Raw genomic sequence first — 23,538 nt, 5'->3', positions numbered from 1 at the left:
GCGTGCCTTTTTGCTGCGCGGCGGTCCGGGGCGTTCAATATGAAAAAATTTGGCTGGATTAAAGGGCAGCGCGGCCAAGTTGTGATATCATTAAAACAATAAGCAAGCGACAGAAAGTCGGGCCTGCGCCTGATGATAGGTGGAAAAATGAGAAAAAAAGTTTTGATGCTGATGAACGGTTCTGCCGGCACGGGTATGGCCGATCAAAATGCCTTCCAGATTGTCAAGGCGCTGACGCAGAGAAATTGCGAGGTGACGGTGTATCCGATCATTCCCGCGGCGGAGCTGACGGCGGAGACCATTCTGGTGGCCTGTGACGGTCGTTTTGACGTGGTGGCCTGCTGTGGCGGCGACGGCACCCTCAACCACGTGATCAACGGGATGATGCAGATGAATCGCCGCCCGCCCTTAGGCTATATTCCCAGCGGCAGCACCAACGATTTTGCCAAGAGCATCGGCATTCCCAAGGGCATTCTGGCCCAGTGCGAAACCATCAGCCGGGACCACGTCTTTGCCTACGACATCGGCTGTTTTAATGACACCTATTATTTTAATTATATCGCGGCCTTCGGGGCTTTCACCTCGATCAGCTACGATACCAGCCAGATTTTTAAAAATGCCATCGGCCACGCGGCCTATATGCTCAAGGCGCTTTTGACCCTGCCCCAAAACGTTTCCTACCGCTGCCGGATGCACATCGAGCACGACGGCGAGACTGAGGACGACGAATATCTGTTCGGTTCCATCTCGAACGCGCGGAGCATGGCGGGCTTTGCCATGCCCTTTTCCAGTTCGGTGGATTTGAGCGACGGACTTTTTGAAGTGATGCTCATCAAGGCGCCGCCGCTGTTTATCGAGGTGCAGGCCATTTTGGCGACGCTACTCGCCGGCAAGACCGACAGCCCTTATATCAAGGTGTTCCAAACAGACCACGTGTACATCAAAGCGTCGGAAAACACGGCCTGGACCTGGGACGGCGAATACGGAGGCACCATGCGGGAAACGGATATCCGCGTGGAGAAGCAGGCCATCGCGCTGCTGCTGCCGCCTAAAGACAAGGCGGAGGCCATCGAGGCATCCAATCAGCCGATTTTTCCGGAGTGAGGGTTTAGGTGATTTCAGAAAGCATTAAGTCGGAGGTGATACACTGCAGTAATTCCAAGAGAAATACTTGGAATTGGTGGCCGCAAAGCGGCTGCGAAACACAGATTTGCCCCGCATCGGGGTCAAAGCAGCACTGAGAAAGAAGGCTTCACAATGAGCTTAAACGATTTGAATTTATCGGAACTTTTCGGCAAGGCCCGAAAGTCAGCGGCAACAGCGACGGCAGGGGATGAGGCGCCGGTCACCCCGGACATGCTGGTCAGCCAGATTATTGCGGCGCATCCCGCCGCGGCGGACTTTTTGATTCAGGACTGCGGCATGGGCTGCATCTACTGCCCCTCCTCCCAGATGGAAACCCTGGCCCAGGCGGCCATGGTGCACGGGCTCGACGGCGAGGACGTCTGCGCGGCGCTCAACGATTATCTGGCGGACACGGCGATGATCCAGGCCGAAGAATTATAAGCAGGCAAAAGGCGCTGCTTCCGGATTAACCGGAGGCAGCGCCTTTTTGTGTGCCCGCTTTTAAAACCAGCCCTGTTTTTCGCAGATGCGGTAAATGCCGTCGTCCACATTGGCGGGGGCGACGATATCGGCCATGGCCTTGAGCTTCGGATGGGCGTTGCCCATGGCGACCCGGGTAAAGGGTGGAGTGAACATGTCGAAGTCGTTGGTGTCGTCGCCGAAGACCACCACGTCCTCCGGCGCCCCGCCGACGCGCTCGAGCATGCGCAGCAGGCCGCCGCGTTTTTCGTCCGGCTGAATGATCAGGTAGTCGCCGTCGAAGCGCAGCCGGCCCAGAGAGGGTTGGTTCAGCAAGGACAGCCGGTGTTCTTCGCCCCGGGGCAGGGCGAGATACATTTTATAAATAGCGTGAATGGGCACGTAGTGTTCTTCGATGATGTAGCGGGTGGCTTCGAGGCGCGGGCCCATTTGCTCGATAAAGGCAAAGTCCCGGGCATAAACGTCGATGGAGTCATCCTCGGCGACCAGCACGCCGTAGCCCGCAGCGATGGCCTCGTCGTAAAGCGCTTTGGCCGCGGCGTAATCGAGGGGCGGGTTTTCCACCAACTCACCGTCGATCACCAAGCCGTGGCCGCCGCTGCACACCATGTTGGAAAAGCCGTTGGCCTCAAAAAATGGGCGGGCTTTGTAGTGGGCGCGGCCGGTGTTGATGGCGACAAAATGCCCGGCATCGGAAAGCTTTTTGAGGGCGACTCTCGCGCTGGGCACGATCTGGTTCGTCGTGCGGTCGGTGAGGGTGCCGTCGATATCGAAGAAGAAATACTTTTTAGCGGTCATGAAAATCTCCTTACATTTTCTGAAGGGTAATGCTCTGGCGATTGAAGGTGAGTTTTAGGCGACGGTATTGCAGGCGGTAATGCACCCTTATCCGGCGCTTGCGGACGGTGATGACGAGGGTGTGCCCTTTGCCTTTGCGCACCCGAGCAGTATATCGGCCCTTGCGCCGGATGCGTAGGGTGACGCGGCCGGCCGGCGTGACGGTGAGCCGGGGCTTCGCGTGCAGCGCCGAAGCCGGCAGCGCCCGGTTGATTTTAGCCGTGCGCGCCGCCGGCTGCCAGCGCCCGGCGAGTTCCGATGGCAAGGTGGGTTGCGCCCGAGCTGGGGATGGGCATAAGCCCAGACCCAAACAGCAGACGATGAGCAGGCCCAGGCGGCGAAGGGATTGGGATAAACTGGCAGATGGCATGGGGCCTCCTTTAAAAAACGGTGATGAGCCATTGAGTGAAATAAACGGCGAGACAAGCGGCCGCGGCGACGGTGAGCAGGCCCTTTTTATGCCAGGCGGCAATCACCGCGACGACAAGTCCCACGATGGCAGAAAACAGCGAATCGGTGGCAAAAAAAATGGCCGGGATCGTCATGGCGCCGAGCACTGCGTAGGGAATGTAATACAAAAAACTGCGGATAAAGGGCGAGCGGATGGGCTTGCGAAACAAGATCAGGGGCAGCACGCGGATGGCGTAGGTCACTGCGGCCATGATGAGGATGTATAGCAGCAGGCGGGCGGTGCTCATGGGTTGGCCTCCTCGTCGGGGGCGGCTGTGTCCGCAACGGGAAATAATGCGGCGCCCAGGGCCGAGGCCGCGACCCCGCAGATGATGATGGCAAAGCCGCTGGACAGCCGGCGCACCCCCGGCAGAAAGTGCAGGACGCAGCTGAGGGCCACCGCGGCAAGGGCGACGGTGCGAACGGCCTTATCCTCCCGGGCCGGCGGCACGACGATGGCGATGAACATGCCGTAGATGGCCAGGCCCAGGGCGGAGCGCACGGCAGCGGGCAGCACGGCCGAGGCAAAGGCTCCGCCGACGGTGCCGCCGGTCCAGCAGAGAATGGGCAGCGCCATGAGCCCGAGCAGATAAAAGAAGGTCAGCGGCATGCCGGTGTCGTGGCGGCGGGCACTCACCGCGAAGATTTCGTCCGTGTCGCCGAAGGCGATGACGAAGCGCTGCCAGAATTTAAAATCCGGGGGGAGCTTCTGCGACCAAGAGAGCGACATCAGCGCGTAGCGCAGATTGATCACCAGCTGCACCAGGGCGATCTCAATAAAGGGGCCGCTCGCGGCGATGATATCGAGGCCGGCGAATTGTCCGGCGGAGGTCAGATTGGTGAAGGAGATCAAAATGGCCGACCAGGCCGGCAGCCCCCGGGTGACGGCCATCATACCGAAGGTGAAGGAGACAGAGATATAACCCAGCCCGATGGGCAGACCGTCCTTCAGGCCGGTGATCAAAGCTTGTCTGGGTGATAACGATGGGACGGGCAAGGGCCGCTCCTTTCATGAATAAACAGGGGGTCAGAGGTGAAAAAGGCGCTCAGCATTGGCCGTGGTGGCTTCGGTCACCGCTTTGAAGGGCAGAGCCCTGATGGCGGCCATTTTGGCGGCAACATGGGTGACGAAAGCCGGCTCGTTTCGTTTGCCCCGCAGGGGCACCGGCGCCATATAGGGCGCGTCGGTTTCGATCAGCAGGCGGTCCAGGGGCGCGTAGGCCACGACCTCCGGGGATTTTTTATTATTCTTGAAGGTGATGGGCCCGTCGAAGCCGAGATAGAAGCCGAGATCGAGAAGGGCGCGCGCCGTCTCCACCGAGCCGGAGTAGCAGTGAAAAACCCCGCCGGCGTCCCGGCTGAAATGGCTGCGCACCAGCGTGAGGGCGTCGCCGTGGGCATCCCGGTCGTGGATGATCACCGGCAGGCCGAGTTCGCCGGCCAGATCGAGTTGGGCGACGAACACCTCCTGCTGTTTGGCCCGGGACGGGTTGTCGTCCCAATGGTAGTCCAGGCCGATCTCGCCGATGGCGACGACCTCCGGCGCGGCGGCGAGCGCGCGGACGGCGTCGAGATCGGCGGCGGTGGTGTCGGCGCAGTTTTCCGGATGAAATCCCACCGCCGCGCGTACGATGGGGTATCGTCGGCTTAAGTCCACGGCGAGGCGGCTCGAGGCCAGATCGCAGCCCGGGTCGATGACGGCGCCGACGCCGGCGGCCTCGGCCCGGGCGACCACCGCGTCGCGGTCTTCGGCAAACGCGTCGTCGTCGAGATGGGAATGGGAATCGATGAGCATGGGCATTCTCCTTGTTGAAGGGCTCGCGGCAAAAAGGTCCGCACGCCTTGTGATGTTGCCATTTTAACACAAATGGCGGCGCCCGCGGGCCCGAACGCGAAAAAATCCGGACACAAAAAAACTGCGGCGTGGATGCCGCAGTGCGTCGGGCGAATTAGTCGGTGTCGCCTTGAACGATCACAAAGCCGCCGGGGATTTCTTCGTAGTCCTGGCCGGCTTCATTGTTCATCAGCTGCATGTATTCCGCGGCGTTGTCGCGGATGCCCCGGATCTCCTCCTCGGTGAGCGCGCGCGCAGCCTTGGCCGGCGAACCGAGAATCAGCGAGCCTTCGGGGAAGGTCTTGCCCTGGGTGATTAGTGAACCCGCGCCGACGATGCAGTTATCGGGGATACTGGCCCGGTTGAGGATGGTCGACCCCATGCCGACGAGCACGTTGTCGCCGATGTCGCAGCCGTGGATCGTGCAGTTGTGGCCGATGCTCACGCCGTCGCCGATGATGGCGGGGGTTTTGACGTCGACGTGGATGACGCTGCCGTCCTGAACATTGGTGCCCTCGCCGATGGTTACCGGGGCCTGATCCCCCCGGACGACGGCCGAATACCAAACGGAGCTGTTGTTGCCGATGCGCACGTCGCCGACGACGGCGGCCGTCTTGGCGATAAAGATGTGTTTGCCATGATAGCTTTGAAGTTTGGATGGTGTCATAACGTTAGCCGGCCTTTCCTGTTCCGGCTCGGTGGCGGCGGCTAAGGCCGCCCTGGCTGCCGCCGTGTGCACGATGGTTGTGCCGCTTTCGGCGGGCGCCGTGTCAGCGGGGGCTGAAGCAGCGGGGGACGGCGGAATATTCCCCGGCGCTTCAGCGAGCGGCTCCCCCCCGGGATCCTCCGCTTTGGCCGCCTTGAGGTCCTGCCAATTGCCTCTGAGCGGGATATCGTCAATCGTTTTTTTGTTAAACCGTGTGTAGGAATAGGCATCGGCGGTTTTGTCGTCGTCGTTCTTTAAAATGCCGGCGTTGCCGCCATAGGTGGTGACCCGCTCGCTTGCCGAAAGGGAATTGGTGATGCCCGCGTTGCCGCCGTAGGTGGTGAGCTTGTCTCGGCCCAGGGTGTCGACGATGGCCGCGTTGCCGCCATAGGTGCCGCCGATATCGTCGGCGATGGCATTTAAAAGTCCGGCATTGCCGGTGTAACCGCCCGCGTCTTCTTCCGCCGGCGCCGGGCGGTTGTTCTCCTCGAGTTTATAGTCGCCGGAGACGGTGACCTTATAGCCCTTGTCCACGCAGACGGTCTCGTCGTCCTCGAGGGGCAGACGTCTGCGCTTTGGAATATCGGCGAGGCTTTTGTGGGAGAGTTCCCGCTCCACGGCCTTGTCGATGGCAAAGCACACGCCGTCAAAGTCGCTGTCCACCTCGCGATAAGTGAAGGTCAGCCGCTTGAGGCCCATGTTCCGCAGGGCGTCGCCGATCTTGCCGGAGCCTGCGCCTGCCGCGCCGGAGAAGTGGCGGAACTTCACCAGCTCGACGACGAGGTTGGCCGACGGACAGAGAAAGAGAAAATGATCCATCCCCGCCATGATGCTGCGCTGAAAATTTTCGGCATAATCTTTTAAAAAGGCGTTCCATAATTTCTTATCCTGGGAAGCGGCGATCCGATTAAAATCGTCGACGGTCGGTGCGTCGAATGGCCGGGGTGCCGCTTCATGACTGTCTGCTTGATTGGTCTTCTGATAATAAGCCATCGTATCCTCCCCTGACGAGCACTCGGGCTCGTATTAAACTATTGCTTTTATCTTAACACTTTTGGATGGGCAGGGAAAGCGGTAGCGATTAAAGATTATTGGCGACTTGGTGCATTTTTATGTGCCGTTTTTCAGGCGGGAAAAGGACGCGACTTCGAAGCCGATTTTCGGCAGGCCGTTCCATTTCTCCGAGAGATGTCCGGATCTGTTGTCCGAAAGCTCCGGCTCGACAGGTATCGCTTCAATGCGGTTCGAAGCCGCATTCACGACCGCCAGACCGGGTCGCTTCCCCACGATTAAACCAAGCGAGGAGCGCTTCGGTCGTTTTAAAGCGCAAAAAAATGCTGCAACATTGCGATGGCATCTGCATCCGCAGCTTTATGCCACAAGACCCTGCCATTCTCAAAGAACATCAGGGCATCCCCAATCAATTCCGGATCGTGCGTGATGATTATCTGTGTTTTTCCAAGCTGCTGTGTATCTTTTGTCAAGTTAGCAAAATCGACCATGTGATGATAGTCAAGTCCACTTGTAGGTTCATCATAAATCAGTATTTCCTTATCGGAGGCAAGGGCACAGGCGATGGATACGCGTTGTTTTTGTCCGCCGGAAAGCGGCATCGGATGCCGGTCTTTATATTCTGACAGATCAAGCTTTTTTAAAATGGCTTCCGTTTTTGCTTCCCTTTCCGATTCATTCAGGTTGCTCTTTTCCGTGGACAGCATCAGTTCATCCCATACGCTTTCCGTAAACAGCCGATAATTCACATTCTGCATAACCATGTAGCATAATTTGATCCTGTCTTTTGATGTCAGCGTATTCCCTTTATACAGTATATTGCCGCCCATGCGTTTCTCAAGCCCGCAAGGGCATCCCGCAAATGTGCTCTTTCCGGCTTCGTTCTCGCCAATAATTCCGACAACGGCTCCTGCCGGCAACTCCAGCGCATCAATATCCAGAATTTTTATATTACAGGATTTCTTATAGGAGAAAGTGACGCTTCTAAAGTCAAAGCGGCTTTCGTTATTCGTCCTGCTCGCTGGGACAGAAGATAGGTGAGGCTTTGTGCGAAGCCCAAGCGCATAAAGCTCTGTATCGGTTTTACTTTTGAATTCGCTCATGCCCATATCGGAGCGAACTTGCCCTTCAGACAGGCAGATAACCCTGTCCGCAAGCGTCTTTAGCCATTCAAGCCGGTGCTCTGCAATGATGACGGTGCAGCCGCCCCGCTTTTATCCCGCAATCACATTCATCAGTTCCCGGATGCCTTTATAATCAAAATTAGAAGAAGGCTCGTTCATCACGAATATTTTCGGATGCAAAGCAGCTGCAGAAGCACAGGCGATTTTCTGTTTTTCGCCTCCGGAAAGTTCAAACAGACTTCGGTTCAACAAACGATAAAGATCAAACTCATGGATCATTTCATCCAGATTCTTCTGTATCTGATCTCTCGGCATTCCAATATTTTCACAGCCAAAAACAAGTTCTGAATCTGTATCTACGGTATAAAATTGGGATTTGGGATTCTGGAAAACCGAGCCTGCAAGCGGTGACAACTCATAAAGCTCCGAACCGGCGACATCCTTTCCGCATACGATCACTTTTCCGGTAAGTGTGTCCTCAAAGAAGTGCGGAATTAAACCATTGAAGAGCCGCGTAACCGTTATCTTTCCGCAGCCGGACTCTCCACAGAGCAGAACAACCTGCCCTTGCGGTATTGTCAAGCTGATATTTTGTATTCCAGCGCCTTTGCCTGAATCAGCATCCGGGTCAGCATAGGAAAAACTGACATTTTCTAATGTAAGCAACGCCATCACCTCTGTAATACGGACACAGAAATCTGTCGGAAGAAGCCGGAATATGACAGAGATTGGCACGGATATCTTTTTGGTGACATGCATTTTTTTCCATTGCTGCAATGAATTCACTGACGGTTGTCGTGGAAAATAGAAACCACCCCATCATTGTTCCTGGTATCAGCCTGGTGGAAAAAGCAATCACACCGGTAAACAGAATATTGACCGCATCCGGAAGATAAGGCACTAAGGTGGCCGTGCCCGCCTCGCATACCACATATACGGCAAGATACAGCAGTGCCTTTCTAAACTTTTTCAACGAGACCAGAAACAGGAACGGCGCCAGCGCCGGGATATAATTGAGGTACCGTAAAACGCCCACAGAACTCCCTGTAATCAGAGTTACAGAAACACACATTTGTTCTTTGATCAAGTTTTATTGCCGTCTCATATTTGCCATGTTCACCGTATCGCATCACAATCATATAAGACCGCTTCTCTTGAAGTGCTTCTTAAAAATCGCTTTCCCAAGGAATCCACCTATGAGTCCGCCTGCAAAGCAAAACGCAACAAAGAGCGGATATACCCACCAAATGCGCAAATACCCCTGTGTGGCGTTCATATATGCTTCTCCGTAAGTTGCCATCCGCTCCGCTACCCATTCGCTGCTGGCTGTAAGCTGATTTACGTAATTTCCCGATACCGAAATGCTCAGCACGGCGTAGGAGAGTACGCACAGGTTCGCATTGCTGTATTTTCCTGCCTTCATGATCAGCTCGGCGATCAATCCTGTAACAATACCCCAGATGAGCAGATAAAACCCCATGCCGGTGAAGATCATGACCAATCCGAATATGATTTCAAAAATCAGAAGCATACCGAATTTTTTGATCTTTGCGTAGAATAACATCATCGGGATGCCGCCAATGATCGGAACAACCATGCTAAGCGCCAGGTATCCGAGCGGAATTAAGCCTAAGGTACAGGACACAAGAATTGTAACGGCAAGAAAAACGGCTGTAAAAATCCCGATATTGATCAGATCCTTGCCGGTCAGCTTTCCGGAATGATTTGTGCCGGTGTTCATGGCTGGTTCCCTCCTATTCTGTTGCCATTCTCCATGTCGAAGCTCTCTGCCTGCCCAGAATAAAACTGCGATAGGAGCCCTGCGTCTTGAGAAGCTCATCATTTGTTCCGACAGCCTCGATTCTGCCGTCGCTTAAGACGACGATTTGATTGGCATTCTGAATGGTATTGAGCCGGTGCGCGATAATCAGAAGTGTCTTTCCGCTGCAAAGTTCGCTGATTGCTTCCTGGATATATTTTTCATTGTCCGCATCAACACTTGCCGTAGCTTCATCAAGAATGACGATGGGAGCATCCTTCAGGATACATCTGGCAATAGAGATGCGCTGCTTTTCGCCACCTGAAAGGCTCTCGCCGCCTTCGCCGACCACCGTGTCAAAGCCCTCCGGAAGACGCAGGATGAAATCATAGCAGCATGCCTTTTTGGCAGCGCTGATCACGTCCTCCTTGGTTGCGTCGGGACGTCCCATACTGATATTGTTGTAAACCGTATCGTTGAACAGATAAACGCGCTGGAATACCATGCTGATATTGTCCATCAGTTCTGAAAGAGGGATGGTTCGGATGTCCTTGCCTCTGAGAAGCACCTCCCCGGACTTCACATCCCAAAATCTTGCCGGGAGATTCGCCAGCGTCGATTTTCCACACGGGGAGATCGAGCGAAGCATCTCTAACCGACATCGTCTTAGCCTCTTTCCCGGAACGATAATTTTATTACCGATAATAACATTATCAATACAGCACAGAGAGGCCGCAACGTCAACGTCCGCTTTGATCACATAGACTGGGAAAGCAGCGGCGGGCACGCGTCGGCCGGTCGCCCTGCCGAAGCTGGCGAGAAAAAGTTTAAACGGGCGGGCAATGAAGTTGACTTCGCGGGGAGAATGACCTAAAATAAAATCGACGCATTGCGAACAAATGGCGGCGCAGCGTTTTGCGGCGCGGCGGATGAGGACGAAGGAGGCTGACATGTCGGAAGGACTTTTAAAGGGCAGACAACTCATTGAACCCGGTGACTTTACAATCGAAGAATTGGAATCCGTATTCGAACTGGCTGACCGTATCATTGCAAATCAAGACGCCTATGTGGACCTTTGCAAGGGGAAATTGTTGGCCAGTCTTTTTTATGAGCCGTCGACCCGGACGCGCTTCAGCTTTGAGTCGGCGATGCTGCGGCTGGGCGGCCGGGTATTCGGCTTCGACAACCCAAACAACTCCTCGGTGTCCAAGGGTGAAACGTTGATGGACACGGCACAGATTGTGAATGGCTACGCCGATATCGCCGTGATCCGCCACCCCAAAGAGGGCACGGCCAAGCTCTTTGCCCAGTCGGTGCCGGAACTGCCGGTGATTAACGCCGGGGACGGCGGTCATGAGCACCCGACCCAAACCCTCACCGATCTGCTCACCATCCGCCACCTGCTCGGCAGCTGCTCGGGCAAGACTATCGGCGTCTGCGGGGATTTGCTCTTCGGCCGGACGATCCACTCGCTGGTCAAAACCCTCAACCGCTATTCGGGCAACCGCTTCATCTTTATTTCGCCCAGGGAGCTGCGCATGCCGGAATTTTTCCTCTCCATGCTGCCGGCCGGCTCCTACGCGGAGACCGACAGCCTCGACGACGCCATCGGCCAGGTGGATATTCTCTATATGAGCCGGGTCCAGCGGGAACGCTTTGTCAACGAAGAAGAATACCTGCGCCTGAAGGATGTGTACGTGCTGGACAAGCGCAAAATGCGCCGCGCCCGGGAGGACATGATCGTGATGCACCCGCTGCCCCGGGTGAACGAAATTGCCCGGGAGGTGGACGCCGATCCCCGGGCGGTGTATTTCAAGCAGGCGAAGTTCGGTATGTATGTGCGCATGGCGCTGATTGCCAAATTATTGGGGGCGGCCGAATGATTAACGTATCGCAGATTAAGAAAGGCATTGTGATCGACCACGTGGAGGCCGGCCACGGCTTCCACATTTATAAAGCGCTGCATCTGGATGCGCTTTCGGATCCGGTGGTGCTGCTCACCCATATCCCCAGCAAGAAAATGGGCGTGAAGGACATGATCAAAATTGAGACGGATTTCGAGCTCAACATGGATGTACTCGGCCTGATTGATCCCTATGTCACCGTTAACTTTGTGCGGGATGGCCAGGTGGTGGCCAAGCAGAGCCTGACCCTGCCCCGGGAGGTGACGGGCATCATGCAGTGCAAAAATCCCCGCTGCATCACCAATTACGAAAAGGTGGACGCGGTGCATTTTTATCTGGTGGACGAAGAGAAAAAGATTTACCGCTGCGAATACTGCGACGCCTACACCCGGTTCAAGCCGGAGTGAGCACCACGAAAGGAAAGCTACGCAAGATGAGAACGCTGATAGTAAACGTCACCTTAGTCGACAGCACCGGCAGCCGGCCGGGCAAGGTGATGACCGAAGACGGCCTGATCCGCAAGGTGTATAAAGCCAGGGGGCGGGTGCAGGCCGAATACGACCGGAAGATCGACGGCCGGGGCAAGGTGCTGATGCCAGGCTTTATCGATCTGCACTGCCATTTGCGCGATCCCGGCCTGACCCAGAAGGAAGATCTTGACACGGGGCTTCACGCGGCCGTCAAAGGCGGTTTCACCACTGTTTGCGCCATGGCCAACACCAAGCCGGTGATGGATGATCCCGCGCGGCTTGCCAAAAATCTCGAACGGGCCCAGGCCCTGGGCCTGGCAACGCTGATCCAGGTGGCGGCGGTGACCCGGGACTTTTCCGACGCGGGTCTGGTGGACTTTGAAGCTCTGCGGGCCCTGACACCGATCTTCTCCAACGACGGCCATAATATCGACAACGCCGATACCATGCGGGCGGCGCTTGAAGCCTCGGCGAAATACGACTTCGTGCTGGCCACCCACAACGAGCCGGAAACAGAAACCGTGGTGCGGGATATCGCACTTTTGGAAAAAACGCCCGGCGCCCATCTGCACATCTGTCACATCAGCAAAAAAGACACCCTCGACGCCATTATCGCGGCCAAGCAGCGCGGGCTCGACATCACCTGCGAGGCGACGCCCCACCATCTGTACGCCTCGGGCATGAGCTACAAGGTGCACCCGCCGTTTCGCAGCTGGGCGGACCGCAAGGCGCTGCTCAAGGGAGCGGTGGCTGGCGACATTGATATCTGCGGGACGGATCACGCGCCCCACACCGACGCTGATAAATTGGCCGGGGCGCCGGGCATCAACAATTTCGAGACCGGCTTTGCCATGTATCACACCGCGCTGTCCGCGGCGGGGATGGCGTTGCCTGGCCTTTCCCGGATGCTTAGCGCGGGCCCGGCGAAGCGGCTGGGCTTAAAGGCCGGGCGCATCGCGGATAAATACCCGGCGGACTTGGTGATTGTCAATCCCGACGCCGAATGGCAGGTCGATAGCAGAAAGTTTGTTTCCAAATCGCACAACACCCCCTTCGATAGCAAGTGGCTGCGGGGCAAGGTGCTTCTGACCATGAAGGGAGGTCGCGTCGTTTATGATCATGGATCGTTTGTATGAGGCCGCGAAGGTCAGCCCCATCTGTGTCGGCCTGGACACCAAGCCGGACTTTCTGCCGGGCTGCTTGGCGGCTAAGGACTGGAGCATGGGCGAAAAAATCGCCGAGTTTAACCGCCGAGTGATCGACGCGACGGCGGATCTCGCCGGCTGCTATAAGGTGCAGGTGGCCTGTTATGAGGCGCTGGGCCTCGACGGGATGCGCGCCTACGCCGACACGGTGAAATACGTGCGGGATCAGGGCGAGATCGTCATCGGGGACTGCAAGCGCGGGGATATTTCATCCACCGCGGAGCAATACGCGGTCGGGCATTTCACCGGCGATTTCGAAGTGGATATCCTGACGGTCAACGCCTATATGGGCGAGGACGCGGTCGCGCCCTATTACCCGTATTTAAAAGAAAAGGACAAGGGGCTCTTCGTGCTGCTGCATACCTCCAACCCTTCGGCCAGAGATTTCCAGGAGCAGCCCATGGCTGGCGGCGATCTGCTTTATGAGCGCGTGGCCGATGCCATCGCCGCCTGGGGCCAGAGCACCGTCGGTGCATCCGGCTATTCGGCGGTGGGGGCCGTGGTGGGCCTGACCTATCCCGAAGCCTTCGAAGCGCTGCAAAAGCGCTGCCCGTCCACGTTTTTCTTGGTGCCGGGTTACGGCGTCCAGGGCGGCACCGGCCAGGACATCGCAAACATCTTCAGGCGCTCCCGCTGCGCGGTGATCAACTCATCCCGGGGGATCATCTGCGGGCATCAGGGGAAAACCGAGGGCGAGGATTTTGTGGACTACATCCGCGGGAAGACCGCCGCGATGAAGGAGGATATCCTGCAATGGCTGTGATCAAAAGCAATTACGCCGTGGCGGAGGGGATCTATCTGATGGAGGTGGCTTGGGAGGGGACGATTCTTCCGGGGCAGTTTTTCATGGTGCGGGCCTGGGATCGGGATCCGCTGCTGTCCCGCCCGATCTCGGTCCACGATTATGCCGATGGCGTCGTGACCTTTCTCTATCAGGTGAAGGGGCGCGGCACCCAGATTTTGAGCCAGCTGGACCCGATGGCTTCCATCACGCTGGAAGGTCCTTTTGGCAATGGCTTTCCGCAAATCGGCGGGAATCTCGTGGCGGTGGGCGGCGGCATCGGCATCGCGCCGCTGCTCTACGCCGTTCGGCTGTTTAAGGCGGCCCATAAGCGCAAAAAGGCCCGGGTTTATCTGGGCTATTCCCGTGAGTCCTACCGGGTAGAAGCTTTCGACGCGGTGGCCGACGAGGTCGTGGTGAATATTGGGGGGATCATTACCGACAATGTGACGATCAAGCGGGGAGAAACCGCGATCGCCTGCGGCCCAAATGTGATGATGCGCGCGCTTTGCGGGGTGGTGCCGGAAAAATTCCCGGTGCACCTCTCCCTGGAAGAACGGATGGCCTGCGGCATGGGCGTTTGTTTGGGCTGCAGCATTTCGACCGCCTCGGGCAATCGCAAGGTTTGCCATGACGGACCGGTGTTTGAACGCAGCGAAATTATCTGGGAGGGCATGGCATGAGCGCGCGATTAACGACCAATTTTGCCGGCATCACCTTCAAAAATCCGGTGGTGCCGGCCTCCGGCACCTTTGGCTTCGGCCGGGAATTTGAGCAGGTTTACGATCTTGGGCGCCTCGGCGGGCTGTGCACCAAAGGACTGACTATCGCGCCCAAACCGGGCAACACCGGCACCCGCATCTGGGAGACACCGGCCGGCATCATCAACTCCATCGGGCTGGAAAATCCCGGGATAGATGCCTTCATTGAAAACGAATGGCCCCATCTTTCGATGCTGGACACGGTGACGGTGGTTAACGTCGGCGGCTCAGATGAAGAGAGTTACCTCGCCGTCATCGAAAAGCTCAACGGCTTGCCGGTGGCGCTGATTGAGCTCAATATTTCCTGTCCCAACGTGAAATGCGGGGGGATGGTCTTTGGCATGGATCCGGATCAGGCCGGGCGCATCACCGAGAAAGTGGTGGCGGCGAGCGCCCATCCGATCATGGTCAAGCTCACGCCCAACGCCTCGGATATCGTCACCGTGGCCCGGGCCTGCGAAGCCGCCGGCGCCGCGGGGCTCAGCCTGATCAATACGATTCAGGCCATGGCGGTGGACATCGATGCGAGAAAAATCGTCTTCGATAATATTTATGCCGGGCTGTCGGGGCCGGCGGTCAAGCCCATCGCCCTGCGCATGACCCATCAGGTGGTGAACGCGGTGCGCATTCCGGTGATGGCCATGGGCGGCATCGCCGACTGGCGCGACGCGCTGGAATTCATCATGGTCGGGGCGACTTGTGTGCAGGTGGGCACGATGAACTTCGTGACGCCCACCACGGCAGTAGACATCGTCGACGGGCTGGAAGCGTATTGCGAGGCCGAAGGGCTCGATAATATCGCGGAGGTCCGCGGCATCTTAAATCGATAACGGAGAGAACCATGAAAAAAATTATCGCGTTAATTGCAGAAGATTTTGAAGATCTGGAATTGTCTTATCCGGTGCTGCGGCTGCGGGAGGCCGGTTGTTTCGTGGATGTGGTCGGCGAAGAAAAAAACCGCGAATATCACGGCAAATACGGGGTGCCCTTCACCTCGGATCTAAGCTTTGACGAAGTGGATCCGACGGATTACGACGGCATTTTGGTGCCGGGCGGCTGGGCGCCGGACAAGCTGCGCCGTTTTCCAGAAGTGCTCGAGATGGTGCGGGTGGTCTTTGCCGCGGGCAAGCCCGTCGGTGAAATCTGCCACGCCGGATGGGTGCTCATTTCCGCGGGGATTCTCGAAGGCAAAACCGTCACCAGCACGCCGGGCATTAAAGACGATATGACCAATGCCGGCGCGACCTGGGTGAATACGCCTTCCGTGGTGGACGGCAATATTATTTCCGCCAGGCGTCCGCCGGATCTGCCGGCTTATATGAAGGATTATCTGCGTGTGCTCTTTGCCGAATAAGGAAGCGGAAGCCGCGCGCGAAGTATCAGAAGGGAGGCCGCAATGAAAAAGTGGCTCTATCGGCTGGTGATGCTCATTTGCATCGGGGTGATGATCTACTCCGGTTATCAGCTGTTTAAAATTTACCGTAGCTATCACCAGGGGACGACCGCCTATCAAAAGACGGCATCAACTTATACCAAAAAATCAGACAACACCAAGGTGCCCATCTCGGTGGATTTTGACGCGCTGAAAAAGCAGAACCCCGACGTGATCGGCTGGCTGTACTGCAAGGATACGCCGATCAATTACCCGGTGGTCAAGGGCACCGACAACAGCGAATACCTGCACAAGCTTTTTGACGGCACCCACAACGCGGCGGGCACCCTCTTTGCGGATTATCGCAACAAGGGAGACTTCAGCGATCCCAATACCATCATTTACGGCCACGCGATGAAAAACGGCTCGATGTTCGGGATGCTCGCGCACTATAAAAAAAGCGAGTATTATAAGGCTCACCCCTTTATGTGGCTGCTCACGCCGAATGGCAACTATCGGCTGGATCTGATCGCAGGGTTCAGCACCGCGTCGAATAATATGATTTATTCGGCGATGGACAGCGGTCAGGTGCAGGCGGCGATCTATCAGGCCAAAAAAAAATCCACCTTTACGTCGACGGTGGACACCTCGCAGGTCACGCGCATCGTGACCCTGTCGACCTGCGCCTACGAATACGAGGAGGCGCGCTACGTGGTGCTGACGGTGCCGGTGCGGGTGGACTGAGACGTTTTGAAACGATGACGGCAGCGGCTTTGGCCGCTGCTTTTTTTGCGCCCTGACGGCGCGGGCGTTTTTGGCAGATGGCTGACCGGACCAAAGTTGCGCCAAAGGGGAGGCGCCTGACCATAACCGTGATTTTCGGCGGTTTGCGGCGTCGCTGTGGTCCTTGCAAACCGGCTGCAACCGGCAGTTGCGATAATTGTCCGTGAAAATGGATGGCCTGCAACGGCTGAAAATGCTATGCTAAGAGCAAATCAAATGGCGGCCGCCAAAGAATAAGAACAGGAGAAATCAAAATGATCTTAGCCGATAAAATTATTTATTTGCGGAAGCGGGCCGGATGGTCCCAGGAGGAATTGGCCGAGCAGATGGGCGTCAGCCGGCAGTCTATCTCGAAATGGGAGGGCACCCAGTCCATTCCGGACATGAACCGTATTTTAAAATTGTCCGAAATCTTCGGCGTCAGCACCGACTTTTTATTAAAGGATGAGCTGGGGCCGGAACAGCTGACCCCGTCGGTGGAAAGCGACGCGCCGGAAGACACGGTCGCGGTGGATCTTGAGACCGCCGGAGCCTATCTGGATGCAAGAGAGCGCATCGCGCCGAAAACGGCCCTCGGGGTGATGCTTTGCATCCTGTCGCCGGTGATGCTCATTGTGCTGGGCGCTGCCGGCGAGGCGGGACGCATCGCGCTCAGCGAAGACCGCGCGGTGTTTGCGGGGCTCATCGTCCTGATGGTGATGGTGGCCGCGGCGGTGGCGGTTTTTATCAAGGCGGATATGCATGGCGCGCGTTATCAAAAGCTCAAGCACAATCCGATCGAGACGGCTTATGGCGTTACCGGCATGGTGCGCGGACGGCGGGAAGCCTACGAAAGCCCCCACATCCGTCGCATGGTGCTGGGGGTGAGCCTGTGCGTGCTGGCCTGTGTGCCGCTGTTTGCACTCAGGCTGATGAATCCGGGCGACGAATTTTTGAGTGCGCTGGGCGTGGGATTTTTGCTCGTTATCGTGGCGGTCGGGGTGTATTTGATCGTCGAAACCTCGACCATCTGGGAGAGCTATCAGGTGCTGCTGGAAGAGCGGGATTACACGCGGCAGGCCAAGGCCTTTACCCAGAGAATCGGCGGTGTTTACTGGGGGATTGTCACCGCGGCGTATCTGCTCATCAGCTTTTTAACGGGCGCCTGGGGTCTCACCTGGATCATCTGGCCGGTGGCGAGCGTGGCCTACGGCGCGGTCGCGGAAGTAGCCAAGCGGCGGCGTTAAATTGCCAAAAAACAACCACGCGTTTGACGCGTGGTTGTTTTTTGGTGGGCAAAGCCTTCTGCTTCCGACGACACGTCAAACGTGTAATTACGATTTGTCAGCCGTTTTGATTGTCTTGTCGCTTTTTATTTCTGAATGAACTGGTTCCCGGAATTGGCAGCTGTCCGCCCAATCGATCTGCTTCCAATTGATAAGTTTATAAAAAAGAGCGAACGGATTGTAATCCCCCCAATCATGTATTGCGTTTTTTATTTCTTCTTTCTTTATTTATCATTAAGTAAAAACGGTTTAATTATCTGCCGGCTTTCTCTTTAAACCTAAATTTTTACCGACACTGACTGCAAAGGGGATTGTCACCAGTGTTGTTAAAAGATCCGAAATCGCCTGGGCATATATCACACCGTTTAAGCCCATAAATTTCGGCAAAATCACAATAAGTAAGATGAATATGCCGGTATAGGATTTAGAAAGTGCCATAATGGACGGGACGGCACCCATGAACTTCAAAACACCGTCTAAATAGCAAAATAACGCAACCACTGTGATTATTCCTAAAAACGCACTGGAAAATAGGGAAACGGTGGCTACGATATCGGCTTCTTTTTCATTATTGCTTCTCAATAATCGCGAGATGTAGGAGCCTGCTCCCGCACCGAAGGTTAATCTGATGCCTGAAAAATAAGTTGGATCGGAAAGGAAACGGAAGCGACCGCCTCTTTGCCGAGTCTGGACACAAAGTATGTATCGACAACATTGTATAAGGCGGCTGCCAATAAACTGACAACCATTGGCATTCCCAGCTTAAAAAGCGCCTTGTTAATATTTTCTTCTCTTAAAAATTTTATTCTATCTTCATTCATTAATATTTCTCCATTTCTGAACGTTCTATTTTTCAGCATTTACGCAACAAAAAAGGCATAAATACAAAATCGTATCTGCCTTTCGTTTGATAAATTATAAAACAAAAGGTTACAGACAAAACATTGCCCATGGCCTTTTACATTTTAGTTATCTATCGAGAAATCCACGCAAAAATAAAGCCATTTAAGCGGCTTAATTTTTTGTATTTCCCGATGAAATCTTAAATGCAATTTATAAGCTTAAGCTATTATACTCTGTACAATGTTTCATCGGTTTGATTTGTACAGAGTTAAGTCTGTTCTTAGGATCATTTTTTGAGTAAATGTTTATGACTTTTCCCTTTCGATTTTGCAAAAATTTTATCATTTTTTTAAAAATATTAAAATTATATTATCATATCAATATAAAAAACGGCGGCAGGCCCGAGGCCTGCCGCCGTTTTTGGCGTTCGGTTGTTTTTTGTTTTAGTAGCGGGGCGTTTCGTCCTCGGGCAGGAGTTTTCCCAAAAGCTCGATGCAGTCGTTGTAATCCATGATGCGCGGCACGGGATAGATCGGGTTGGCCTCGGCCAGGGCGAGACGGGCGAGATCGGGGATATCCTCGACGCGCAGCACATCGAATGTTCGAGGGATGCCAAAGCGGCGGTTCATCGCTTCGATTTTCGCGATGAGAGCGTCGGCAAGCTCCTCATCGCTGCACTCCGGACCGCCGAGTTCGGCGTTATAGGCCAGTTCGGCCAGCTTTCGGGTCGCCGCCGGTCTGGAAAAGGCGAGCACCTGGGGCAGGATCGCCGCGCAGGCCAGACCGTGGGGCAGGTTGTAAAGTCCGCCGACGGCGTGGGCGATGGCGTGGACATAGCCCACCATGGCCCGGGTGAAGGCCTTGCCGGCATCCATCGCGGCTTCCTGCATGGTCAGGCGCGCATCGAGATCGTCGGGGTCGTCGAAGGCTCTTGGCAGGGCAGAGAGGATGCGCCGGCTGGCATCCAGAGATTTTTCCCGGACATAGGGCGTGTCAAACAGACCGATATAGGCCTCAACGGCGTGCGTCAGGGCGTCCATGCCGGCATAGGCCGTGACGTTTGCCGGCATCGAGCGGGTGAGCTCGGGGTCGAGCATGACGGCCAGCGGACAGAGCTTGGCGTCGGCCATTTTGAGCTTTTTGTGCCGTTCCTCGTTGGTGACGACGGCGGCGATGCTGGCTTCGCTGCCGCTGCCAGCGGTGGTGGGAACGGCAAAAAAGGGCGGCAGGCGGTGCGCCAGCCGAAAGAGGCCGGCCATGCGCTCAATGGGCTTGTCGTTGGTGATTTTAGCCGCAGTGACCTTGGCGCAGTCGATGGCGGAGCCGCCGCCGAAGGCCACGACGCTGTCACAGAAATGGGACTGATACATTTCAATGGCGGCGTATACGTTTTTAAAGGTCGGATTGGGCCTGACCCCATGAAAGACGACCGGGGCGATGCCGTTTGCCTCCAGGGCATCCAGGAAGGGGGAGAGCATGCCCGAAGCATAGACGGTGGGTCCGCAGACGACAAGCACCCGGCGGATGCCGGTGGTCGCCATGACTTCGGGGAAGCGGGTGACCATGCCCGCACCCTTTAACGTCGGCGGTTCGGGAAATTTCACCAGGGGCAGCGCGGCTCGGGCGGTATATTGGGGAAGACGATAAACGATTTTTGGAAACGTCATGGTTCACCTCTCAATGGTTTGCAAGCTGAAAAAATAGGATTAAAATTAAAGTATTTAATCATTATAACGCAGGCATCGGGGAATGTCATGAAATAGTTGGCTCGGCACCAATGGGAACTTAAGAATTAAGAAAACCGCACGAAGCGCTTCGGCGCCGTTGAATAAAAAATGTCGGCGAAGCCGCCCGAAAGCCAATAAAAAAACCGCTGCGAGAGCAGCGGTGGATCGAATGCGGCTGTTTTAAAGCGAGGCCCGGTAGATTTGGTCGATGGCCTGCCCCAGCATGTAATTGAAATCGGGGCCGTTCATCCGACGGGTGAGGCCCTCGGTGAGCGCGCGGGAGAAGCTCGCGATGAGGCCGGGATTTCTCGCCAAACGTTCACAGGCATCGGCTCGGGTATAGCCGCCGGAAAGCGCCACGACGCGCACGACATGGGCATCGGCCATGATCTTGCTGTATAGCCCGTCGACGCTGGGAATACTCACTTTGAACATGATCTTTTCGTCGTCGTTCAGATCGGCCAGATGCTTGTTGATTTCTGCGAGGAGCATGGCTTCGCAGTCGGCCTTGTTTGCCGCGTGGATATCGACTTCCGGCTCGAGAATCGGCACGAATCCGGCAGCGGCGATGCGGCGGCCAATTTCAAATTGCTGATCGACGATAGCCGCGATGCCCTTCGTGTTGGCCGATTTGATGACCGAGCGCATTTTGGTGCCGAAAATGTGGCGCGTCTTGGCGCGCGCCAGCAGATCGTCAAGCTGTGGCATGGGCTTCATCAGCTGGACGCCGTCGGCTTCGTCGGCCAGCCCCTTATCGACTTTTAAAATGGGCAGAATGCCCTTTTTGTTCCACAGATAATCGGCGGTGTATTGGCCTTCGATTTGGCGGTCCATCGTATTTTCAAACAGAATGGCGGCGATGATGTGCTCACGGGTGAACGCGGGACTGGTGATGATGCGGGTGCGCATTTCGTGAATCAGGTTGAACATTTCCTCGTCGGTGCGGTAGTAGTCCTTAGGAACGCCATAGGCCTTGAGGGCTTTGGGCGTGCTGCCGCCGCTTTGATCCAAGGCGGCAATGAATCCCTTGGCCGTCGCCATGCGTTTTAATTGATCGTCTGTCATAAATTACCTCCTGAATAGTCCCCGTCAAGGGGCGATAAAACAAGCGGGAACATTATGCTCCCTCTGTATTTTACAACGGATGACAACGCTTTGCAAGCAATCCGGTGTTCGCCGGATGAAAAATTCAAACCATTAATTTCTTTTACAGAAAGATTTGGCCAGCGGGAAAGCCTTTGGATGCCCGACGCGCAAAGCCGCGCATTAAAAAAGCGCCGCCGGAGCGACGCCTGATGGTCAGTTTTTAAACGTAGAAAAGCAGGTCTTCGTAAATCGGATAGGGCCAGTATTTTTTGCCGACGATGATTTCGAGCTGATCGGCGGTTTCCCGCAGCGTATTCATCGCGTCGAGCACCTTGGTACCGTAAAAATCGGCGGCTTCCTGCTCGTCTGCGAGGGCGTCGGCCTCGTAATTCAGCGTCTCTAGCGTGTCGATCTTTGCGATCATCTGGTCGGTCAGATCCGAGGCCTTGGTGAGAATGATCATCTCGGCGGCGTGATCCACGGGCAGCCCCAGCGCTTTTTTCTGGGTCAGGCCGGTGGAAAGATCGCGCATATAGTCCAGGCAGGCGGGGAGGATTTCCCGCTTGGCGATGGAGAGCATGGTGCGTGCTTCGATACTGATGGTGTGGGCGTATTCCTCCAGGTGGATTTCCTGCCGGGCCTGCATTTCCTTGCGGGAATAAATATCGTGCTTTTCCATCAGGTCGAGGTTTTTGGGCAGGCAGTAGTCGGCGAAGGCCGCCGGCGTGTCGGCCAGGTTGGGCAGACCGCGGCGGGCCGCCTCGGCCACCCATTCGTCGGAATAATTGTTGCCGTTAAAAATGATGCGGCGGTGCTTGGCCAGCCGATCCCGGAGCAAGGTCTTCAGATCCTTTTCGAAATCGTCGGACGACTCAAGAATGTCCGCGTATTCGCCGAGCACCTGGGCTGCGATGGTGTTGAGGGCGATGTTCGGCCCGGCGATGGATTGCTGGGAGCCGACCATGCGGAACTCAAAGCGGTTGCCGGTGAAGGCAAAGGGAGAGGTGCGGTTGCGGTCGGTGGCGTCGGAAATAAAGTTTGGGACGGATTCGATCCCGGTGTCCATGATGTGATCGTGGGGGCTTTTGACGTCTTCGCCGGCCAGCTGCTTGAGTGCGCTGTCGAGCTGATCGCCGAGGAAGATCGAGATGATGGCCGGGGGCGCTTCGTCACCGCCGAGACGGTGATCGTTGCCCGCCGAGGCCACGGTGGAACGCAGGATTTCCGGATAGCGGTCGATCCCTTCGATCACCGCGATGAGGAAGGTGAGAAATTGCAGGTTATTTGCCGGATCCTTTCCCGGATCGAAGAGGTTTTCGCCGGTATCGGTGGACATGGCCCAGTTGTCGTGCTTGCCGGAGCCGTTGACACCCTTGAAGGGCTTGGCGTGGAGCAGGCAGGCCAGATGGTGGCGCTTGGCCACGCGGATCAGCGTTTCCATGATGACCTGATTGTTGTCCGTCGCCAGATTGGTGGTGGAGAACACCGGCGCGAGTTCGTGCTGGGCGGGGGCCACTTCGTTGTGGCGGGTCTTGCTGGGGATCCCCAGGGACCAAAGCTCGTTGTCGACGTCGCACATGAAGTTGTAAACCCGGGTGCGCAGCCGGCCGAAATAATGATTGCTCATGTCCTGGCCCTTGGGCGCATTGGAGCCAAAGAGGGTGCGCCCGGTCTGGATGAGATCCTGGCGCTGTTTATACATGTCGCGGTCGATGAGGAAGTATTCCTGCTCGGCACCGACGGTGGTGGTCACTTTTTTCACCTCCGTTTTGCCGAAGAGCTTTAGAATGCGGACGGCCTCGTCAGAGACGGCCTTCATCGAGCGGAGCAGCGGCGTTTTTTTGTCGAGTACCTCGCCGGAATAAGAGACGAAGGTCGTCGGGATATAGAGGGTTGTGCCCTTCACAAAGGCAAAGGAGGTCGGGTCCCAGGCGGTGTAGCCCCGGGCCTCGAAGGTCGCCCGCAGCCCGCCGGAGGGGAAGGAGGAGGCGTCCGGTTCGCCCTGGATGAGCTCC

General features: G+C 56.2%; 26 protein-coding genes and 1 pseudogene. 11 read left to right on the top strand and 16 right to left on the bottom strand.

The window, feature by feature from the left end; all coding sequences use genetic code 11:
- The first annotated feature begins 147 nt into the window (after positions 1 to 147).
- Positions 148 to 1,104: a diacylglycerol/lipid kinase family protein gene (locus V3C63_RS11040; protein ID WP_329887947.1), complete on the top strand. Its 957-nt coding sequence runs from the start codon at positions 148 to 150 to the stop codon at positions 1,102 to 1,104.
- A gap of 153 nt (positions 1,105 to 1,257) precedes the next feature.
- Entirely contained in the window at positions 1,258 to 1,566 is a 309-nt protein-coding gene (locus V3C63_RS11035) for a DUF1858 domain-containing protein (protein ID WP_329887946.1), read from the top strand.
- A 60-nt stretch (positions 1,567 to 1,626) separates the two neighbouring features.
- Here the strand turns inward: V3C63_RS11035 and V3C63_RS11030 are convergent, their stop codons facing one another.
- The 11 genes and pseudogenes from V3C63_RS11030 to V3C63_RS10980 form a co-directional block, all read right to left on the bottom strand.
- Positions 1,627 to 2,403, bottom strand: a complete 777-nt coding sequence (locus V3C63_RS11030) for an HAD family hydrolase (RefSeq protein WP_329887944.1) — start codon at positions 2,401 to 2,403, stop codon at positions 1,627 to 1,629.
- 10 nt (positions 2,404 to 2,413) lie between these two features.
- Positions 2,414 to 2,812: a hypothetical protein gene (locus V3C63_RS11025; protein ID WP_329887943.1), complete on the bottom strand. Its 399-nt coding sequence runs from the start codon at positions 2,810 to 2,812 to the stop codon at positions 2,414 to 2,416.
- Positions 2,813 to 2,822: 10 nt separating this feature from the next.
- A complete protein-coding gene (locus tag V3C63_RS11020) occupies positions 2,823 to 3,140 on the bottom strand; it encodes an AzlD domain-containing protein (protein WP_329887941.1) in 318 nt (105 codons plus the stop codon).
- Positions 3,137 to 3,889 carry an AzlC family ABC transporter permease gene (locus tag V3C63_RS11015; protein WP_329887939.1) on the bottom strand — a complete coding sequence of 251 codons (753 nt, stop codon included), beginning with the start codon at positions 3,887 to 3,889 and terminating at the stop codon, positions 3,137 to 3,139. The genes V3C63_RS11020 and V3C63_RS11015 overlap by 4 nt, the downstream gene beginning before the upstream one ends.
- A gap of 30 nt (positions 3,890 to 3,919) precedes the next feature.
- Positions 3,920 to 4,687 carry a TatD family hydrolase gene (locus V3C63_RS11010; protein WP_329887938.1) on the bottom strand — a complete coding sequence of 256 codons (768 nt, stop codon included), beginning with the start codon at positions 4,685 to 4,687 and terminating at the stop codon, positions 3,920 to 3,922.
- Between the two features lie 154 nt (positions 4,688 to 4,841).
- The gene (locus V3C63_RS11005; RefSeq protein ID WP_329887937.1) at positions 4,842 to 6,425 is read right to left on the bottom strand and encodes a DapH/DapD/GlmU-related protein; all 1,584 of its coding nucleotides are present in this window, start codon (positions 6,423 to 6,425) and stop codon (positions 4,842 to 4,844) included.
- Positions 6,426 to 6,751: 326 nt separating this feature from the next.
- Positions 6,752 to 7,546 carry an ATP-binding cassette domain-containing protein gene (locus V3C63_RS11000; RefSeq protein WP_329887935.1) on the bottom strand — a complete coding sequence of 265 codons (795 nt, stop codon included), beginning with the start codon at positions 7,544 to 7,546 and terminating at the stop codon, positions 6,752 to 6,754.
- Positions 7,547 to 7,657: 111 nt separating this feature from the next.
- Positions 7,658 to 8,233 (bottom strand): ABC transporter ATP-binding protein, encoded by a 576-nt coding sequence (locus V3C63_RS10995; RefSeq protein ID WP_329887934.1) that lies wholly within the window; start codon positions 8,231 to 8,233, stop codon positions 7,658 to 7,660.
- Complete coding sequence (locus tag V3C63_RS10990) at positions 8,196 to 8,654, bottom strand: energy-coupling factor transporter transmembrane component T family protein (RefSeq protein ID WP_329887932.1); 459 nt, start codon at positions 8,652 to 8,654, stop codon at positions 8,196 to 8,198. The genes V3C63_RS10995 and V3C63_RS10990 overlap by 38 nt, the downstream gene beginning before the upstream one ends.
- Before the next feature lie 48 nt (positions 8,655 to 8,702).
- Complete coding sequence (locus V3C63_RS10985) at positions 8,703 to 9,308, bottom strand: MptD family putative ECF transporter S component (RefSeq protein WP_329887930.1); 606 nt, start codon at positions 9,306 to 9,308, stop codon at positions 8,703 to 8,705.
- Positions 9,309 to 9,321: 13 nt separating this feature from the next.
- Positions 9,322 to 9,960 (bottom strand): annotated as a pseudogene (locus V3C63_RS10980) (ABC transporter ATP-binding protein); the annotation flags it as partial.
- Positions 9,961 to 10,276: 316 nt separating this feature from the next.
- Here V3C63_RS10980 and pyrB point away from each other — a divergent pair.
- The 9 genes from pyrB (at position 10,277) to V3C63_RS10935 (ending at position 17,828) form a co-directional block, all read left to right on the top strand.
- Positions 10,277 to 11,209: an aspartate carbamoyltransferase gene (gene pyrB / locus V3C63_RS10975; RefSeq protein WP_329887929.1), complete on the top strand. Its 933-nt coding sequence runs from the start codon at positions 10,277 to 10,279 to the stop codon at positions 11,207 to 11,209.
- Complete coding sequence (locus tag V3C63_RS10970) at positions 11,206 to 11,637, top strand: aspartate carbamoyltransferase regulatory subunit (RefSeq protein ID WP_329887927.1); 432 nt, start codon at positions 11,206 to 11,208, stop codon at positions 11,635 to 11,637. The genes pyrB and V3C63_RS10970 overlap by 4 nt, the downstream gene beginning before the upstream one ends.
- Before the next feature lie 26 nt (positions 11,638 to 11,663).
- The gene (locus V3C63_RS10965) at positions 11,664 to 12,836 is read left to right on the top strand and encodes a dihydroorotase (protein ID WP_329887925.1); all 1,173 of its coding nucleotides are present in this window, start codon (positions 11,664 to 11,666) and stop codon (positions 12,834 to 12,836) included.
- On the top strand, positions 12,814 to 13,668 hold the full coding sequence (gene pyrF / locus V3C63_RS10960; protein WP_329887922.1) for an orotidine-5'-phosphate decarboxylase: 855 nt from the start codon (positions 12,814 to 12,816) through the stop codon (positions 13,666 to 13,668). Before V3C63_RS10965 ends, pyrF begins: the two co-directional genes overlap by 23 nt.
- A complete protein-coding gene (locus V3C63_RS10955) occupies positions 13,659 to 14,369 on the top strand; it encodes a dihydroorotate dehydrogenase electron transfer subunit (RefSeq protein ID WP_329887921.1) in 711 nt (236 codons plus the stop codon). Before pyrF ends, V3C63_RS10955 begins: the two co-directional genes overlap by 10 nt.
- On the top strand, positions 14,366 to 15,277 hold the full coding sequence (locus V3C63_RS10950; protein ID WP_329887920.1) for a dihydroorotate dehydrogenase: 912 nt from the start codon (positions 14,366 to 14,368) through the stop codon (positions 15,275 to 15,277). Before V3C63_RS10955 ends, V3C63_RS10950 begins: the two co-directional genes overlap by 4 nt.
- A gap of 11 nt (positions 15,278 to 15,288) precedes the next feature.
- Positions 15,289 to 15,801, top strand: a complete 513-nt coding sequence (locus tag V3C63_RS10945; RefSeq protein WP_329887918.1) for a type 1 glutamine amidotransferase domain-containing protein — start codon at positions 15,289 to 15,291, stop codon at positions 15,799 to 15,801.
- 42 nt (positions 15,802 to 15,843) lie between these two features.
- The gene (gene srtB, locus V3C63_RS10940) at positions 15,844 to 16,563 is read left to right on the top strand and encodes a class B sortase (protein ID WP_329887916.1); all 720 of its coding nucleotides are present in this window, start codon (positions 15,844 to 15,846) and stop codon (positions 16,561 to 16,563) included.
- 293 nt (positions 16,564 to 16,856) lie between these two features.
- Positions 16,857 to 17,828, top strand: coding sequence for a helix-turn-helix domain-containing protein (locus tag V3C63_RS10935; RefSeq protein WP_329887915.1), 972 nt, complete (start codon positions 16,857 to 16,859; stop codon positions 17,826 to 17,828).
- Between the two features lie 288 nt (positions 17,829 to 18,116).
- Here the strand turns inward: V3C63_RS10935 and V3C63_RS10930 are convergent, their stop codons facing one another.
- The 5 genes from V3C63_RS10930 to V3C63_RS10910 form a co-directional block, all read right to left on the bottom strand.
- Positions 18,117 to 18,449 carry an MATE family efflux transporter gene (locus V3C63_RS10930; protein WP_329887913.1) on the bottom strand — a complete coding sequence of 111 codons (333 nt, stop codon included), beginning with the start codon at positions 18,447 to 18,449 and terminating at the stop codon, positions 18,117 to 18,119.
- A gap of 38 nt (positions 18,450 to 18,487) precedes the next feature.
- Positions 18,488 to 18,688, bottom strand: a complete 201-nt coding sequence (locus tag V3C63_RS10925) for a hypothetical protein (protein ID WP_329887911.1) — start codon at positions 18,686 to 18,688, stop codon at positions 18,488 to 18,490.
- Between the two features lie 465 nt (positions 18,689 to 19,153).
- The gene (locus tag V3C63_RS10920; protein WP_329887909.1) at positions 19,154 to 20,377 is read right to left on the bottom strand and encodes an iron-containing alcohol dehydrogenase; all 1,224 of its coding nucleotides are present in this window, start codon (positions 20,375 to 20,377) and stop codon (positions 19,154 to 19,156) included.
- A gap of 240 nt (positions 20,378 to 20,617) precedes the next feature.
- Positions 20,618 to 21,502 (bottom strand): fructose bisphosphate aldolase, encoded by an 885-nt coding sequence (locus tag V3C63_RS10915; protein WP_329887908.1) that lies wholly within the window; start codon positions 21,500 to 21,502, stop codon positions 20,618 to 20,620.
- A gap of 241 nt (positions 21,503 to 21,743) precedes the next feature.
- On the bottom strand, positions 21,744 to 23,538 hold a 1,795-nt coding region (locus V3C63_RS10910; RefSeq protein WP_329887907.1), incomplete at its 5' end, for a glutamine synthetase III family protein.

It is taken from the genome of Pseudoramibacter faecis, from assembly GCF_036289405.1.
Taxonomy (GTDB): domain Bacteria; phylum Bacillota; class Clostridia; order Eubacteriales; family Eubacteriaceae; genus Pseudoramibacter; species Pseudoramibacter faecis.
This window is presented reverse-complemented; position numbering and strand designations above follow the sequence as displayed.

What these genes read in the sequence shown, in the direction of transcription:
- V3C63_RS11040 (WP_329887947.1), top strand. Translation starts at nt 148, where the DNA reads ATGAGAAAAAAAGTTTTGATGCTGATGAACGGTTCTGCCGGCACGGGT.
- V3C63_RS11035 (WP_329887946.1), top strand. Translation starts at nt 1,258, where the DNA reads ATGAGCTTAAACGATTTGAATTTATCGGAACTTTTCGGCAAGGCCCGA.
- V3C63_RS11030 (WP_329887944.1), bottom strand. Translation starts at nt 2,403, where the DNA reads ATGACCGCTAAAAAGTATTTCTTCTTCGATATCGACGGCACCCTCACC.
- V3C63_RS11025 (WP_329887943.1), bottom strand. Translation starts at nt 2,812, where the DNA reads ATGCCATCTGCCAGTTTATCCCAATCCCTTCGCCGCCTGGGCCTGCTC.
- V3C63_RS11020 (WP_329887941.1), bottom strand. Translation starts at nt 3,140, where the DNA reads ATGAGCACCGCCCGCCTGCTGCTATACATCCTCATCATGGCCGCAGTG.
- V3C63_RS11010 (WP_329887938.1), bottom strand. Translation starts at nt 4,687, where the DNA reads ATGCTCATCGATTCCCATTCCCATCTCGACGACGACGCGTTTGCCGAA.
- V3C63_RS11005 (WP_329887937.1), bottom strand. Translation starts at nt 6,425, where the DNA reads ATGGCTTATTATCAGAAGACCAATCAAGCAGACAGTCATGAAGCGGCA.
- V3C63_RS11000 (WP_329887935.1), bottom strand. Translation starts at nt 7,546, where the DNA reads ATGAGCGAATTCAAAAGTAAAACCGATACAGAGCTTTATGCGCTTGGG.
- V3C63_RS10985 (WP_329887930.1), bottom strand. Translation starts at nt 9,308, where the DNA reads ATGAACACCGGCACAAATCATTCCGGAAAGCTGACCGGCAAGGATCTG.
- pyrB (WP_329887929.1), top strand. Translation starts at nt 10,277, where the DNA reads ATGTCGGAAGGACTTTTAAAGGGCAGACAACTCATTGAACCCGGTGAC.
- V3C63_RS10970 (WP_329887927.1), top strand. Translation starts at nt 11,206, where the DNA reads ATGATTAACGTATCGCAGATTAAGAAAGGCATTGTGATCGACCACGTG.
- V3C63_RS10965 (WP_329887925.1), top strand. Translation starts at nt 11,664, where the DNA reads ATGAGAACGCTGATAGTAAACGTCACCTTAGTCGACAGCACCGGCAGC.
- pyrF (WP_329887922.1), top strand. Translation starts at nt 12,814, where the DNA reads ATGATCATGGATCGTTTGTATGAGGCCGCGAAGGTCAGCCCCATCTGT.
- V3C63_RS10955 (WP_329887921.1), top strand. Translation starts at nt 13,659, where the DNA reads ATGGCTGTGATCAAAAGCAATTACGCCGTGGCGGAGGGGATCTATCTG.
- V3C63_RS10950 (WP_329887920.1), top strand. Translation starts at nt 14,366, where the DNA reads ATGAGCGCGCGATTAACGACCAATTTTGCCGGCATCACCTTCAAAAAT.
- V3C63_RS10945 (WP_329887918.1), top strand. Translation starts at nt 15,289, where the DNA reads ATGAAAAAAATTATCGCGTTAATTGCAGAAGATTTTGAAGATCTGGAA.
- srtB (WP_329887916.1), top strand. Translation starts at nt 15,844, where the DNA reads ATGAAAAAGTGGCTCTATCGGCTGGTGATGCTCATTTGCATCGGGGTG.
- V3C63_RS10935 (WP_329887915.1), top strand. Translation starts at nt 16,857, where the DNA reads ATGATCTTAGCCGATAAAATTATTTATTTGCGGAAGCGGGCCGGATGG.
- V3C63_RS10925 (WP_329887911.1), bottom strand. Translation starts at nt 18,688, where the DNA reads ATGAATGAAGATAGAATAAAATTTTTAAGAGAAGAAAATATTAACAAG.
- V3C63_RS10920 (WP_329887909.1), bottom strand. Translation starts at nt 20,377, where the DNA reads ATGACGTTTCCAAAAATCGTTTATCGTCTTCCCCAATATACCGCCCGA.
- V3C63_RS10915 (WP_329887908.1), bottom strand. Translation starts at nt 21,502, where the DNA reads ATGACAGACGATCAATTAAAACGCATGGCGACGGCCAAGGGATTCATT.